11 protein-coding genes are annotated in these 15,807 nt (G+C 50.4%); 7 read left to right on the top strand and 4 right to left on the bottom strand.

All coding sequences use genetic code 11. The features are described 5' to 3' along the window. Positions 1-142 precede the first annotated feature (142 nt). The 7 genes from B5M13_RS07550 to B5M13_RS07520 all read left to right on the top strand — a co-directional run bounded on the left by B5M13_RS07550 (position 143) and on the right by B5M13_RS07520 (position 9,246). Entirely contained in the window at positions 143-367 is a 225-nt protein-coding gene (locus B5M13_RS07550) for a DUF6814 family protein (RefSeq protein WP_080055097.1), read from the top strand. Positions 368-486: 119 nt separating this feature from the next. Continuing rightward, positions 487-699: a hypothetical protein gene (locus B5M13_RS07545; protein WP_080055096.1), complete on the top strand. Its 213-nt coding sequence runs from the start codon at positions 487-489 to the stop codon at positions 697-699. Next, on the top strand, positions 692-3,412 hold the full coding sequence (locus B5M13_RS07540; RefSeq protein WP_080055095.1) for a sensor histidine kinase: 2,721 nt from the start codon (positions 692-694) through the stop codon (positions 3,410-3,412). The genes B5M13_RS07545 and B5M13_RS07540 overlap by 8 nt, the downstream gene beginning before the upstream one ends. 77 nt (positions 3,413-3,489) lie before the next feature. After that, entirely contained in the window at positions 3,490-3,855 is a 366-nt protein-coding gene (locus tag B5M13_RS07535) for a response regulator transcription factor (protein WP_080055094.1), read from the top strand. A gap of 71 nt (positions 3,856-3,926) precedes the next feature. Continuing rightward, complete coding sequence (locus tag B5M13_RS07530) at positions 3,927-5,852, top strand: propionyl-CoA synthetase (protein WP_080059835.1); 1,926 nt, start codon at positions 3,927-3,929, stop codon at positions 5,850-5,852. Between the two features lie 208 nt (positions 5,853-6,060). Beyond that, positions 6,061-7,968, top strand: coding sequence for an acetate--CoA ligase (acs, locus tag B5M13_RS07525; protein ID WP_080055093.1), 1,908 nt, complete (start codon positions 6,061-6,063; stop codon positions 7,966-7,968). Positions 7,969-8,286: 318 nt separating this feature from the next. Further along, the gene (locus B5M13_RS07520) at positions 8,287-9,246 is read left to right on the top strand and encodes a metallophosphoesterase family protein (RefSeq protein WP_080055092.1); all 960 of its coding nucleotides are present in this window, start codon (positions 8,287-8,289) and stop codon (positions 9,244-9,246) included. 132 nt (positions 9,247-9,378) lie between these two features. Here B5M13_RS07520 and B5M13_RS07515 read toward each other — a convergent pair whose 3' ends face one another. The 4 genes from B5M13_RS07515 to B5M13_RS07500 form a co-directional block, all read right to left on the bottom strand. Further along, the gene (locus tag B5M13_RS07515) at positions 9,379-9,882 is read right to left on the bottom strand and encodes a hypothetical protein (RefSeq protein ID WP_080055091.1); all 504 of its coding nucleotides are present in this window, start codon (positions 9,880-9,882) and stop codon (positions 9,379-9,381) included. 178 nt (positions 9,883-10,060) lie between these two features. Next, a complete protein-coding gene (locus B5M13_RS07510; RefSeq protein ID WP_080055090.1) occupies positions 10,061-13,198 on the bottom strand; it encodes an efflux RND transporter permease subunit in 3,138 nt (1,045 codons plus the stop codon). Between the two features lie 9 nt (positions 13,199-13,207). Beyond that, positions 13,208-14,296, bottom strand: a complete 1,089-nt coding sequence (locus tag B5M13_RS07505; RefSeq protein WP_080055089.1) for an efflux RND transporter periplasmic adaptor subunit — start codon at positions 14,294-14,296, stop codon at positions 13,208-13,210. Between the two features lie 47 nt (positions 14,297-14,343). Further along, positions 14,344-15,627, bottom strand: a complete 1,284-nt coding sequence (locus B5M13_RS07500) for a TolC family protein (RefSeq protein ID WP_080055088.1) — start codon at positions 15,625-15,627, stop codon at positions 14,344-14,346. Positions 15,628-15,807 lie beyond the last annotated feature (180 nt).

Raw genomic sequence — 15,807 nt, 5'->3', positions numbered from 1 at the left:
TAGCCCAGCGTAAAGACATTGATATTAATGACTATCAAAGCGTTTTACCCCTCGCATCTTTGCGTCCTCGCGGTAAAAAAATAGATCCAGCTACTTAACTTATACAACGTCATTTTCAGTATCCTTCACAAAGATTAACATCATGAACGCGATAAAACGAATTCTGGGTATTGTATGGCTGGCGATTGCTGCGCTGGCTGGTTATTTCGGCATTTTTCAGTTTGGGCTACCCAAGCTGGCTACCGGCAAACAGGAAGACCTTGTCTTTGGTATCATTATTCTGTTTGTACTGATGCCGATCATTGTCGGCGGCCTGGCTGTATTCGGCGTTTACGCGCTCCAGAACGAGTACGCCGACAAAGCGTAGTTTACCGATACATTACCTCTCTCCATGCTCCCCTCTCCTAAAACTAGAGAGGGGAGCTTAGGAACTGGTTTCTGCTAATCCAACCTTAGAAACTACGGAATCAGTCTTTCCTGCCCACCGTGAAACGAGCCCGCCTTATTTTTTTAAGTCTGCTATTTGTGCTGCTGTTCAATGAGCCGGTGATTTCTATTGTCAACAGGCCCGTTCTGGTAGCCGGACTACCTATGCTGTATGCCTATGTGCTGGGCGTTTGGGCTTGTATGATTGGATTGATTGCTCTGGTACTATACCGTTCGCGTTCGGCCGACGACCCGTCCAACTCCGATGAATAGCCTTACGATTGTTGTCTGCTCGCTGTTGTATCTGGGGCTGCTGTTCGGCATTGCCTTCTGGGCCGAACGCCGGGAGCGGACACTGGTCGCCCGGCAAAAACAGAGCCTCCTCAACAATCCCTACATTTACGCCCTTTCGCTGGCAGTTTACTGTACGGCCTGGACGTTCTATGGGAGTGTGGGGCAGGCAGCCACGCAGGGCATCAACTTTCTGTCGGTCTACATCGGCCCAACGCTGGCGGCTCCACTCTGGTGGATTGTGCTTCGGAAAATCATTCGAATCTGCAAGGTTCACCGGATCACCAGTATTGCCGATTTCATTTCGGCTCGTTACGGTAAAAATCGGGGGCTGGGGATTCTGGTAACCGTTATCTGTGTGGCTGGAATCATCCCTTACATCTCCATTCAATTAAAAGCCACAGCCGTCAGTTTCGCCCTGTTGTCGGGCCAATCGTCGGGCGCGCACAAGCCGTCCTTCCTAACCGATCAGGCGTTTTACATGACGCTGCTGCTGGGCGCATTCACCATTTTGTTTGGTACGCGGAAGCTTGAAGCCACCGAACGACACGAAGGACTCGTAACGGCCATTGCCTTCGAGTCGCTGGTCAAGCTAATTGCTTTTCTGTCTGTGGGGCTGTATGTCACGTTTGGTCTGTTCGATGGGCCAGGGGACATTTTCGGACGAGCCAGCCAACAATCTGCCTTACAGGCCAGCCTAACCTTTGGTCCGGGGCATTCGTCGGCCGACTGGTTCTGGTACACGCTTTTATCAATACCCGCTATTCTGTTCCTGCCCCGGCAATTTCAGGTGGCGGTTGTCGAAAACGTGGAGGAACGCCACCTCAATAAAGCCATGTGGCTGTTTCCGCTCTACCTGTTTCTGATTACGCTGTTCGTATTGCCCGTGGCGTTTGGCGGTAAATTATGGTTTGGCAATACAGGGCTCGATGCAGACGGCTATGTTCTTTCGCTCCCGTTGATGACGGGCCAGAAAGGGCTGGCTCTATTGGCCTACATCGGAGGTTTGTCGGCTTCTACGAGCATGATCATCGTTGAAACTACGGCCCTTAGTGTTATGATCAGCAACAACGTGGTGATGCCCTGGCTGGTTAGCCGCCCGGCCTGGCAACTGAAACTGGGCAATCAATCGAGTCGGTTTGTGATGTACACCCGGCGGCTGGCTATTCTGACCCTGCTGCTGATTTCATACGGATATTACCGCGATGTATCGGACCGGTTTTCGCTGGTTTCGGTGGGTATGATTTCCTTTGCGGCAGTAGCTCAGTTTAGCCCGGCTATTATTGGGGGCATCTGCTGGAAAAATGGTGCTCAGGCCGGGGCACGGCTAGGGCTTATTGTCGGTACGGCAATCTGGTTCTACACCCTGATTGTGCCCACGCTGGTCCCGGTTTTACTACCCGAATCGTTGCTGACCGACGGCCCGTTTGAACTAAGTTTTCTGAAACCGCAGGCTCTGTTTGGCCTAAACAGTCTGACGCCCATTGCACATTCGGTGTTCTGGTCGCTGTTTTTCAATGTGGGTTGTTATGTCTGGGGGTCTATCAACCGACCTCAAACAGCGCTCGACCACAATCAGGCCATCCTGTTTGTCGATGTATTTCAATTCAACCGCCCGTCCGAAAATACCGCCATCTGGAAAGGGAAAGTATCCGTCGATGCCTTACGCAAGCTGCTGATCACATTTTTCGGTCCCGAGCAAAGCCAGAAAACGCTGGAACGATTCGCCCGGCGTAACCGCCTGATTGATCGTCAGTCGTATGCCGATCCAGGGCTGGTAATGTTCACCGAGAAAATGCTGGCTGGGGCCATTGGTACCGCTTCGGCCCGGATTCTGGTATCGTCTATTGCCAAAGAAGACCCGATTACGGTCGATGAAATCATCCGAATTCTGAAAACATCGCAGGAACTGATGACCGTCAATAAAGAGCTGGAACGCAAATCGAACGAGTTACAGCAACTGACCCAGCAGCTTAGCGAAACCAACGAACGGCTGAAACAGATGGACCAGCAGAAAGACGAGTTTCTATCGACCATCACCCATGAGATTCGCACGCCCATCACCTCCATTCGGGCGTTGACCGAGATTCTGCACGACAACGACGATGTCGATACCGCCACCCGACAACAATTTCTCGGAACGGTTATCAAAGAATCGGAACGGCTTACCCGGCTCATCAATCAGGTACTGGACCTCGAACGATTCGAATCAGGCCGAATGCGGCTGCATCTGGAACCCCTGCTCCTGCGCGACGTAATTAAAGATGCCGTTGAAGCCACTGCCCAACTCGCTTCCGAAAAAGACGTAACCGTTCAGTTTTTGGCCGATTGCCCGCCTACGCCCGTCGTGGCCGACCGTGACCGGCTCATGCAGGTGCTGATCAACTTATTATCGAACGCCATTAAATTCTGCGAACCCGAAAAGGGCCACATTATTCTCCGGCTGATTGTGGAAGGGAATACTTGTAACGTGAGTGTGTGCGACAATGGCGCGGGCATCGACCCAGCGCTTCATTCGCTCATTTTCGAGAAATTTTACCAGGTGCAGGGCGATCATCGAAAACCGAAAGGCAGCGGACTGGGATTGGCGATCACGAAAAAAATCATAGAATTGCATAACGGTAGTATCGATGTAGACAGCCAGCCCGGACACGGTTCGGTGTTTACCTTTCAATTGCCGTTATCCACAGGGTAGCCCTTACGGTTTTCGGTACCAGTCAGCGTAGTAACGCCCTGTTCCTGACTACCGCCGGGAACCGTAAATCGAGCGTTATGGCTAATGTACTAATCGCCGACGATGAGCCGAATATTCTGCTGTCGCTGGAGTTTTTGATGAAAAAAGAAGGGCATAAGGTATTCATTGCCCGCGATGGTGGCGAAGCGTATGAGTTACTGCAACACCACAAACCCGATCTGTTGATGCTGGACATTATGATGCCCCGCATGAACGGACTTGAACTGTGTACGTATGTGAAAAACACAGATGGGTTTCAGCATAGCAAAATCATTATTCTGAGTGCGAAAGGAAAAGAGATCGATATACAACGCGGATACGAATCGGGTGCTGACCTCTATGTAGCCAAACCCTTTTCGACCCGCGACCTGGTGACCAAAGTAAATCAACTCCTGTCGGCCTGACCCCTGCCCGGTTACGTCTGTTTGTTATGGCGTTACATGGGGAAGCAGTCAGAAACTAAACCCCAATGACCATGGAAACGCAGACGCTTTCCTATATCAACGAGTACCGGCGGAGCCTCGACGACCCAGCCGCCTTTTGGACCGAGCAGGCCGGTGAAATTCCCTGGTTTCGCAAGCCGGGCCGCATTTTATCGACCGACTCAGCCGGTCTGACCCGCTGGTTTGCCGGGGGGAAACTCAACACCTGTTATGCCGCCGTCGATTACCATGTCGAAAATGGCCGGGCCGATCAAACCGCTCTGATTTATGACTCGCCCGTTACGGGCACAGTCCGCCAATTTACCTACACCGAACTCCGCGACGAAGTAGCGCAACTAGCTGGTACGCTAAAGCGACTTGGTGTCCAGAAAGGCGATACGGTCGTCATTTATATGCCAATGGTGCCCGAAGCGGTGTTTGCCATGCTGGCCTGCGCCCGTATCGGCGCCATTCATTCAGTGGTGTTTGGCGGGTTTGCCCCGCACGAACTGGCCTTACGCATCGACGATGCTCATCCCAAAGTAATCCTGTCGGCATCCTGTGGCATTGAGTTCGACCGGGTCATTCCCTACAAACCGCTGCTGGACGAAGCCCTGCGGCTGGCCTCTTTTTCGCCCGGCCATTGCCTGATTTTACAACGTCCCATACTGGAAGCAGAACTAACCCCCAGCCGAGATCTGGACTGGGAAACGGCGGTTCGGCAATCGCTTATGGCTAATGTTGTTCCGGTTAATGCGACCGACCCGCTGTATATTCTATACACATCCGGCACTACGGGTAAGCCTAAAGGCATCATTCGCGACAATGGTGGTCATGCTGTGGCGTTGACATACAGCATGCGGGCTGTGTACGATGTTCAACCCGGCGATACGTTCTGGGCCGCTTCGGACCTGGGCTGGGCTGTTGGGCACAGCTATATTGTTTATGGGCCTTTACTGCACGGATGCACGACTATTCTGTTCGAAGGCAAGCCCGTTCGCACACCCGACGCGGGTACGTTCTGGCGGGTGATCCAGCAACATGGCGTTAAGGCTTTTTTTACAGCGCCAACGGCGTTTCGGGCGATCAAAAAAGAAGATCCAGAAGGCTTACTTCGCCAGCAATACGACTTATCATCCCTGAAATATGTGTTTGTGGCCGGTGAACGATGCGACCCACCCACGCTGCATTGGCTGGAACAAACGGTAGGCGTTCCGGTCATCGACCACTGGTGGCAAACCGAGTCAGGCTGGCCGATGGTTGCCAATCAGATGGGTATTGAATCGGTTCCGGTCAAGGCTGGGTCCTCAACTCGTCCGGTAGCGGGGTTCGATTTACAGATTCTGAACGAGCATGGTCAGCAACTTGGCCCCAACGAAGAAGGATACGTTTGCCTGAAACTGCCGCTACCGCCCGGTTGCCTCCCAACGCTGTGGAACGACACGCCCCGTTTTCGTCAATCGTACCTCAGTCGGTTTCCGGGTTATTACCTCACGGGTGATGGCGGGTTTATCGATGCTGATGGGTATGTGTTTATCATGGGCCGGGTCGATGATGTGATTAACGTAGCCGGGCATCGGCTATCGACCGGCGAAATGGAAGAGATTGTGGGTAGCCACCCTGCCGTTGCCGAATGTGCGGTAGTCGGCATTGCCGATGAACTGCGCGGCCAGCGTCCGATTGGCCTGGTTGTGCTCAAAGACGGCGTCTCGACTGACGATGGCACGCTGGAGGCCGAACTGGTAACCATGATTCGCGATACGATAGGGGCCGTTGCGTATTTCCGACAGGCAACCATCGTCAAGCGATTACCCAAAACACGCTCAGGCAAAATCCTGCGAAAAACTATTCGCCAGATTGCCGATGGCGACCCATTTACAACCCCCTCGACCATCGATGACCCGGCTATTCTGGACGAAATTCGGAACCGTTTATCCGAACGGGGCATCGGCAATGCGTTTGCGTTTATCGGTTTGTGACGACAGAGAAAGGCTTTTCCAGACTCATTCTATCAGACTAGTGACTAATCCTATCAAAATGCGCCTATCTATAGCAATTTAGCAATTTTAGACTTCAAAAACTCCAACCGTTTGGCTGTATCTTCCTACTTTTACCTGTCCTTAGTTATTCCGGCTAGACGGTATCCGTAGTGTTGATCGACCAGCCAGCATAAACCCTTTTGTACCCATGCGTATCAGAACCTTTGACGAATATCAGTCGGCATACAAGTATAGTGTTGAAGACCCGGAAAGCTTTTGGGCCGAAATTGCTCAGGAGTTTCAATGGCGTAAACCCTGGAAAAAAGTACTGCAATGGAATTTTGAGCAGCCCGATGTAAAATGGTTTTTAGGCGGTAAACTCAATATTACCGAGAACTGCCTGGACCGTCATGTGCACGAAAAACCAAACTATCCGGCCATCATCTGGGAACCGAATGACCCCGCCGAGCCAAGCGTTACGTTTACGTATAAAATGTTGCACGAGTATGTGTGTCGTTTTGCCAACGTCCTGAAACGCAATGGTGTCCAAAAAGGCGACCGGGTTTGTATCTACATGCCGATGGTGCCCGAACTGGCTGTTGCGGTACTGGCCTGCGCTCGAATCGGCGCTATTCACTCCGTAGTGTTTGGCGGGTTTTCGGCCCAATCCATTGCCGACCGCATCAATGATTCACAGTGCTCGGTGGTGATTACCTCCGATGGCGCATTACGGGGTAACAAAGCCATTCCGATGAAAGATACGGTCGATGATGCGTTGATCGGTTGCCCTTCCGTAAAGCGTGTTATTGTACTCACGCATACGCGCACCGCCGTATCTATGCTGAAAGGCCGTGATGTATGGTGGGAACAGGAAATGAAGCAGGTTACCTCCGACTGTCCAGCCGAAATCATGGACGCCGAAGATCCGCTATTTATTCTATACACCTCAGGGTCAACGGGTAAGCCCAAAGGAGTCGTTCATACCTGCGGAGGCTATATGGTCTTTGCAGCCTACACCTTCCAGAATGTGTTTCAGTACGAGCCTGGCGATGTTCATTTCTGTACGGCCGATATTGGCTGGATTACAGGGCACAGCTACATTGTGTATGGCCCCCTGCTGAGCGGAGCAACCTCGCTTCTGTTTGAAGGCGTACCGACCTGGCCCAATGCCGGACGGTTCTGGGATATTGTCGATCGCCATCGGGTCAATATCCTGTACACGGCTCCCACAGCGATCCGGTCGCTGATGGGATTTGGACTAGAACCCCTCGAAGGTAAAGACCTGAGTTCACTCCGGGTATTAGGCTCGGTTGGTGAACCCATCAACGAAGAAGCCTGGCATTGGTACGATGAGCACATTGGCAAAGGTCGTTGCCCGATTGTCGATACCTGGTGGCAAACCGAAACGGGGGGCATTCTGATTTCTCCACTGGCGGGTATCACCAAAACCAAACCAACCTATGCCACGCTCCCCTTGCCGGGTGTGCAACCTATTCTGGTGGACGAAAATGGCAAGGAAATCGAAGGTAATGGCGTAAGTGGCAACCTCTGCATTAAATTCCCCTGGCCGAGCATTATCCGAACAACCTGGGGCGATCATGAGCGGTGCCGCACCAATTATTTTGCCACCTATCCGGGCTTATACTTTACCGGCGACGGCTGCCTCCGCGACGAAGATGGTTATTACCGCATCACAGGCCGGGTCGATGATGTGCTCAATGTATCGGGCCACCGGATTGGTACGGCCGAGGTCGAAAATGCCATCAACATGCACACAGGTGTGGTGGAAAGTGCCGTAGTCGGCTATCCGCACGACATCAAAGGACAGGGTATTTACGCCTATGTGATTACCGAAAGCGATCCCGACCATAGCTCCGACCTGATCCGCCGGGATATTCTGGCTACAGTAAGCCGCATTATCGGCCCCATCGCCAAACCCGATAAAATTCAATTTGTGACGGGACTTCCTAAAACCCGTTCGGGCAAAATCATGCGTCGAATCCTGCGCAAGATTGCCGAAGGCGATGTCTCGAACCTGGGCGATACATCTACCCTACTCGACCCATTGGTCGTGGAAGACATCAAAGCGGGGGCGTTAATCGAACTAAAAGCCTGACCGATCCGGTATCGGTGCGACGAAGCTTTTTTAAAAAGACCATTCCTTGTTTTGGGCTAATAGGAAAAGTTAAAACTTTATTTCAACAGCTTTTTTGTCCTCCCTCCTGCGACTACGTGTCCCGGTCGGGAGGACAAAACGTATTTATTATTGCCTGATTATGGAAAGTTTAAAACAGATCCAATATTAGGTTTACGTTTCTGATTTAAAATACATTACTGATTTTCAATAAATTAAGCGCCAGCCATCAAACTCAATGTTGCTCAATTACTAATTTCAGCGTTTGTTTGCAACTTTACGGCTTTCTCAGACGAGCCCATGCAAACCCGATTTTTTTTACTGTTTTTTCTAGTCTTATTCGTTAGCGGCTCTGCCCTTTCGCAGCGAAATCCTTCCAACACTGTTCGCATCGGCATTTGTGCCGATGTTCACCTGCCCACCATGCATGATGCCGAGTACCGCATTACGACGTTTATCGATAGCATGAAGATCGCCAAACCCGATTTTCTGGTAGATATGGGCGACTTTGGCACACCTGCTCCTAAATACGCACCCTACTTTGCCATCTGGAATAGCTATCCCGGCCCCAGATATCATGTGATCGGCAACCACGAAATGGATGGTGGCTATACGTTACAGCAGGCATTAGCCTACCGCAACATGACCTCTTCCTACTATTCGTTCCGTCGGAATGGCTTCCACTTTATTGTACTGGACGGAAACGATAAAAAAACACCCGATGCCAAAGGCTATCAGGAACATATTGGGACACAGCAGTTGGAATGGCTCAAAACCGAACTGACAAAAACCACTGATCCGATAGTTATTTTCTCTCATCAGGGTTTGGGCAAAGATGGGGTTGATAATTCCGCAGAGATCAGGCGCTTACTCGAAGCCCACAACCAACAGGCCAAACGGAACAAAATTCTTGTCAATTTCTACGGACACATTCATTATGACCGGGCCGAAGCCATAAATGGCATCTGGTACGTCTGTATCAATTCAATGTCGTATAAGTGGCTGGGCGAAGAGTATGGCCATATTCGGTATAGCCCGGAGGTCGATAAAGAGTTTAAATGGATTAAATACACAGCTCCCTACAAAGACCCCCTTTTTACGGTTGTTGAAATTTCGACCAACGGAACCATTAAAATTTCCGGTAAAAAGTCGGAATGGGTGGGGCCAGACCCGTGGGCATTAGGGTATCCCGAAACCGATAAGCCGTACATTAAGCCTGAAATAACAGAGCGAGTACTCCGGTTTAAGCGGATACGATAACGGGTTCTGTTTACTGAAAACCTTTATCCAATAAGCGGGTTCATTCTGTCCTGTAGTTTGATAAACATCTCATAAAAAAGGGGAGTTGAGATCGGTCTCAACTCCCCTTTTTTATGATCGTAATTCCCACTTTTACGGATTAGGAATAGCCTTTACCTCAATTTTAGCACCACCGGCCGTCGAGAATCCGTATGATTTAATAAGAGCCAGCCAGCTCTGATCACTTGGATCCGTAGAATTCCCTGCAATCTGGCGACTGAAGTTCAGATTGGTTTCGGTCAGGTTATCAATGGTCCAGGTATCGACCGCTCCTGACGTGCTGGTAATAATAAATGCCGTCTCACCGGTGTTGAATTTCCAGGTTCCGGTTGTTGTAGTACCGGGTAGGATCACCTGCGAAAACGATTTATCAGCCTTGAAGTTCATGTACGACGACGAGAAATCAACCAGATTACCAGCACCGCCCCCTTTTGTATAGGCTGTTACGGGTATCGTTCCCAGGGTAACCGACGCCGTCTGGAACTGCCAGTTGCGTGCGATCAGATCCGATTTTGTTTTCGCGGCAGGTGTATCATCTTTTTTACATCCCCAAAGAAGTGTTGCGCTTACGAAAAATAGGGCAAAAAGCTTTTTCATAATTTGGTTACCAAAGAGAAGTTTAGTGAATTCTTTACCCAAAGTAAGTGAATAAATAGGAAACCTACTGTGCTTTAGTGAGTAAAAAAATAGCCGGGCTTCCCAAAATAGGCTACTACTAGTTTAGAGCCTTCATTATCCTATTGATTATGAACCTTTTTTCATACAACCCACACCCTTAGGCAGCCACTAATTCACGCGGTTTGTGCGTGGTGTTCTGGCGGTAGAATATCCGGTAAATGATTGGAAAAATCAGCAGTGTGAGAATAGTGGCCGTAATCAATCCGCCAATTACTACGATGGCCAACGGCTTCTGCGTTTCAGAGCCAATACCAGTCGATACAGCCGCTGGAAGCAAGCCAATGGCGGCCATTAAGGCCGTCATCACGACCGGACGAATACGCGTCTGCACCCCTTCGCGAATGGCGAGATCAAGCGGCATTTTCTGCTGGCGGTTGTTATTGAACACCGAAATCAGGATAACACCATTTTGCACACAGATGCCAAACAGCGCAATAAAACCTACGCCTGCTGAAATGCCAAAGTTCATTCCCGTAACGTGCAGGGCCAGAATGCCGCCAATCAGGGCGAAGGGCACGTTGAGCAATACCAACCCAGCGTCTTTTGCATTGCCAAAAAGAACAAACAGAATGACAAAAATAGCCGCCAGGCTCAACGGAACCACCTGACCGAGCCGCTTGGTAGCCCGAACCTGATTCTCGAACTCACCCGTCCAGTTGACCGAATAACCCTTAGGCAGACTTTTCAGGGCGGCATTGACCCGCCGTTGTGCATCGGCAATCGTACTACCGAGGTCACGCTCACGTACCGAAAACTTCACCCCGATAAAGCGTTTGTTATTGTCACGGTACACAAAGGCCGGGCCGGTAACTTCCCGAATCGTGGCAATTTCCCGCAAAGGGATTTTGTTACCGCGTAGGGTAGGCACCATCAGTCGCATGATGTCGTCTTCGGTTTTCCGATAGCTTTCGCCATAGCGTACCCGAATATCAAATTTGCGCTCTCCTTCGTATAGAATCGACGCGGTTTTACCACCAATCGCCATTTCGATCACGGCCTGGGCATCGGCCGTCGAAACGCCGTATAAGGCCATTTTCTGATCGTGAAATAAGACACTGATTTCGGGCTGACCAATGTTGCGGAGAATACCGACATCTTTTACACCGGGGACATCGTGGATAGCGCCCAGAACGGTGTTGGCCAGTTTGTTCAGTTCGTTCAGGTCATCACCAAAAATTTTTACGGCATTGCTGGCATTCATCCCGGCCACGGCTTCGGCTACGTTATCGATGATCGGCTGGGAGTAATTGTAGTTGATCCCCTGAAACTGTTTCAGTTTCCTATCCATTTCTTCGATCAGTTCATCGGTCGTGAGCTTGCGTCCGGGCCGACGTTCGGTCCACTCGTCTTTGGGCTTCAGGTTCACCTGCATCTGCACATAGTAAAACCCCGACGGATCGGTGCCGTCGTTGGATCGCCCTGTCTGCGATAATACCCCATTCACTTCAGGAAACTCCATTAGTTTCTGCCTCAGCACCCGCACCATACCTACCGTTTGATTGAGCGAACTACTCATCGGCAATTTGGCTTCCACCCATAATGCCCCTTCGTTGAGTGTTGGTAAGAATTCGGTGCCCAGAAAGGTAGCCGAGAAAAACGTAGCCACCATAAACGCAATAGCCGCCAGCAGACTTACCCGACGATTGGCATAGCATTTGGAAAAGCCAGCCATGACGATCCGGTTGAAGAAATTGACCAGCGGATTATTTTTCTCCCGTACGTTTTTCTTCAGCAGTATCGAACAGAGTAGCGGTACCAGTGTCAGGGTAAACAGAAGCGCTCCCAACAGCGCGAAACCAAGTGTCCAGGCCAGTGGAGAAAACATCTTACCCTCTACTTTCTGGAACGAAAAAATGGGCAATAAAGCGGTGATAATGATCAGCTTGGAGAAAAACACGGCCTTCCCCAACTCGCCACCCGTTTTCTTTATAAGCCCCAGCTTACTCATTCGATTGAACCGGGTCATGCCTGCCTGATGCGCCAGATGATCGAGTGCGACAAAAATTCCTTCGACCATCACGACCGCCCCATCAATGATGATCCCGAAATCGACGGCACCCATCGACAGCAAGTTGGCCGACATACCCCGCATCCGCAGACACATAAACGCAAAGAGCAGAGCCAGCGGAATAATGATCGACACAATGACTGTAGTTCGCCAGTCGGCCATGAACAGGAACACAATGACCGTAACCAGAATAATCCCTTCAGTGAGGTTATGCAAAACAGTCTTTGTACAGAAACTGATCAGGTTATCGCGGTCGTAAAACGTCACCATTTTCACGTCCGATGGCAGGATACGGGTGTTCAGTTCTTCGATTTTGGCCTTGACCCTTGCCAGCACCTCACTCGGATTTTCGTTCTTCCGCATCACAACGATCCCTTCTACCACATCGTCATCGTTGTTAAGACCGACCTGACCAACGCGCGGAAAATTTGATTCAGCTACTTCGGCCACGTTTTTGACCAGTACCGGGTTGCCATCCAGATCCTCCACAATAAGGTTTTCAATGTCCTGAATGGAGGTAAGTAACCCAATCCCCCGCACTACATATGCCTGTCCGTTTCGCTCGATGACATCGCCCCCTACATTGATGTTACTGCGCGTGACAGCCTGATATACTTCGAGTGGCGTAATGTCGTATTTAGCCAGTTGCGTTGGGTTAACCCGGATTTCGTAGCTCTTATCCCGTCCGCCAAAGGCCACCACATCGGCCACGCCCGACACCGAACGCAGTTGCCGGTCGATGACCCAGTTGTGAAGTGTGAGCAGTTCGCGGCTGTCGCGCGTTGCCGATTTAAGGGTAAACCGGAAAATTTCGCCCGTTGGTCCATAAGGTGGCTGTACCTCTGGATCAACCCCATCCGGAAGGGATACGGTACGAAGCTGGTTGTTGACCTGCTGACGGGCAAAAAAGTCTTCGACATCATCTTCGAAAATGATTTTGATGATGCTCAGCCCGAACATGGTAATGGAGCGCACGTTGGTTTTGCGTTGCACCGAGTTCATCGATACCTCAATAGGCACCGTCACGAATCGCTCGATTTCCTCCGCAGAACGTCCTTTCCACTCCGTCACGACAATAATCTGGGTGTTCGTAACATCGGGGAAGGCCTCAATGGGCGTATTCAGATAGCTGGCTATCCCCGCCACCACCAGCCCAAAGGTCATGAAAAAGATAAAGAAGCGGTTCTTGAGTGAAAAACCGACAATATTGCGGATGAATTTATTCATGAACAGCTTTTAATCGTTTATAGCGTCGTAAACCAGAAGCTGGTTCTGAGAAATGACCCGTTCGCCAGGTCTCAGGCCGGTTTTGATATAGGCAATATCCCCGATAGTCTTCAGCACATTGACCTCACGGGTTTCGATGTCGGAGCGGCTTTTGAACACCATAACAAAGTGTTTCGACTGATCGAAAATGACCGATCCTGCCGGTACAGTAGCCAGTTTACCCCCATCCTCGTAGCGTAAGGTAACCGTTGCATGCATTTCGGGCCGGAGTTTCAGCCCTGTATTCGCCAGCCGAATCCGAACGGTCATGGCTTTGGTTCCAGGGTCCAGCACGGTATAAATTTTATCGACCTGCCCTTTAAATAACTGATCGGGATAACTCAGTGTCTGAATGGATGCATCCATACCAATCCGCACCCGACCGATATCGCTCTCGTTGACATTGGCCAGCACCCATACTTCGGAGATTTGCCCGATGGTGAACAGGTTATCGGCATTGTCGGAGCGAAGCTGCATACCCCGATTCACATTCTTTTCAATGACGTAGCCGTCGAGGGGTGCTTTTACGGTATAAATCGACGTTTTGCCCAATCCATAAATGTGAGCGACTTCTTTTACCCGGTTGGCCTCCGCCTGCGCCTTCTCAACCTCCTTCTGAGCAGCCACCACTTCACGCTGGGAGACCAGTTTGGTTTCGAACATATCCTGCGCCACCCGCAGGTTTTTCTCCGCCAGCAGCAAATCTGACTGAGCCTGAATACCTTGACGCTCAATATCAGCCACTTCACCCGACCGAATCGACGCCAACGTCTGACCTTTACGGACGTAATCACCCAATTCGACTTTTACATCCTCCACATTGCCACCTACCAGCGGGAAAACTTTGATGACCCGGTTTTCATCGGCCACTACCTTGCCCACCAGCGTCAGTTCGCTTCGCACCGGCTGCATAACCGTGCTATCCAGGCGAATTCGATGCATCATGGTATCGGACAGCATAAAGGCTTTCTGTTCTTCCTGTGCAGGTTTGGGCGCACAGCCCACCAAAGCCGCTAATCCACTTAGTAGCAGGAAACTAGGGCAAATACAGCGATTCATAGATAGTCTGTGGTTTTGTTGTGTTGGGATGCCGACCGTATTCTCTTTTATCTAAACAAATCTGTTCCGACCAGATAATTCAACTCTTCATAGGCACTAATTCGATCAGCCTTCAGTCGGTTGAGCTGGCGAATGCTATCGTTGTATGCTTCGATCAGGTCAACAAACTCAATCAGGGTAAGATTACCTTTCTGAAAACTGGTAATGACACCCCGATTCAGCTCGTCAAACTGATTGGTAAACTGTCCTTCCACGGACTGCACCCGACGCTCCACTTCCTGTACTTTTTGCAAGGCAGTAGCTACATCGTTAGTCACCTGAACGGCCTTCTGCTGATGCAGTTGTTTCTGGTAGCTGATCTGGCTCCGAGCCGCCCGAATGGCCCCCTGATTGCGGTTAAAAACCGGCACGTCGGCCGAAACAGACAAGCCAACATAATTCTGGATATAACTCCCCGCCTGATCATAGGTGCCACCTACACGCAGATCGGGCTTTGCCAGCGCGCGTTGCAGGTTGTAATTTAACTCAGCCTGACGGGTCAGGGACTCAGCGGCTTTCAGGTCAGGTCGGTTACGGAGCGCCATTTGCTGAAGGGTATCCTCCGACTGATTGGGCAGGTGATAACGCGGTAATGATTCGTTAAATACGCGTGGACGAATGGGCTGATCGACGGACAACAAGGTTCTGAGAGCGCGCTGATCATCCGCTAACTGAAACACGATTTCGGTCCGGTCGTTGTTGAGTTGAAAAAGAAGCGCTTTCAGACGCAACAGTTCACGAAGCGATATATTGTTCCGTTGGTACTGCTGTTCATACGCTGATACGGTCGTCTGAAGAGTAGCAATCTGCTGGTCGAAACGTGCTAGTGTCTGTTCCTGAAAGTAAATAGAGAAAAATCGGCTTCGGAGATCGAAGCGCAGGCCACGCAGTAGATCAAGCAATTCAAATTCGGTCAATCGAGCGGCTTCCGATGCTAAGGCAATTCGTTTATTACGCTTTCCGGCCGTATAGAGCAGTTGCTGAACCGAGATAATTTTCTCCCCCTGCTGCCCCACATCCAACACACGACGGGCTTCGTTGTTATAGGCGCTGAGTTCAAGCGTTACATTTGGATTATCGTATAAACTGGCCTGCAGCACCTGCGCCTGGCTGGCGTCGATCCGAAACCGTTCGGCCAGCAACAGCAGATTATTTTTCAAAAACAGACTATCAGCCTGTCGAAGACTTATCCTGAGCGAATCCTGATGGGATGGCGAAACTGTACTAGGTTGGGCCTGAGTAAATTCCGCAGAAACGAACACTAAAAAAGAAACGAATGTCAGTAGCCGCATACATTGACTGAACTTGGGCTACAAAGGTCTTTAATCCAGATTAAGACAGAATTAAAGAAGGATTAGAGCAACTTTAAAAAGAGATTAGAAAAACATTAGAATCGTACTGTATCTAGTTATTTTTACTCTGGGCCTATTTAGTAAAAAGACATTTTTTTAGAATTTCCGCATTGACAATCA

It is taken from the genome of Spirosoma aerolatum (genome assembly GCF_002056795.1).
Taxonomy (GTDB): Bacteria; Bacteroidota; Bacteroidia; order Cytophagales; family Spirosomataceae; genus Spirosoma; species Spirosoma aerolatum.
This window is presented reverse-complemented; position numbering and strand designations above follow the sequence as displayed.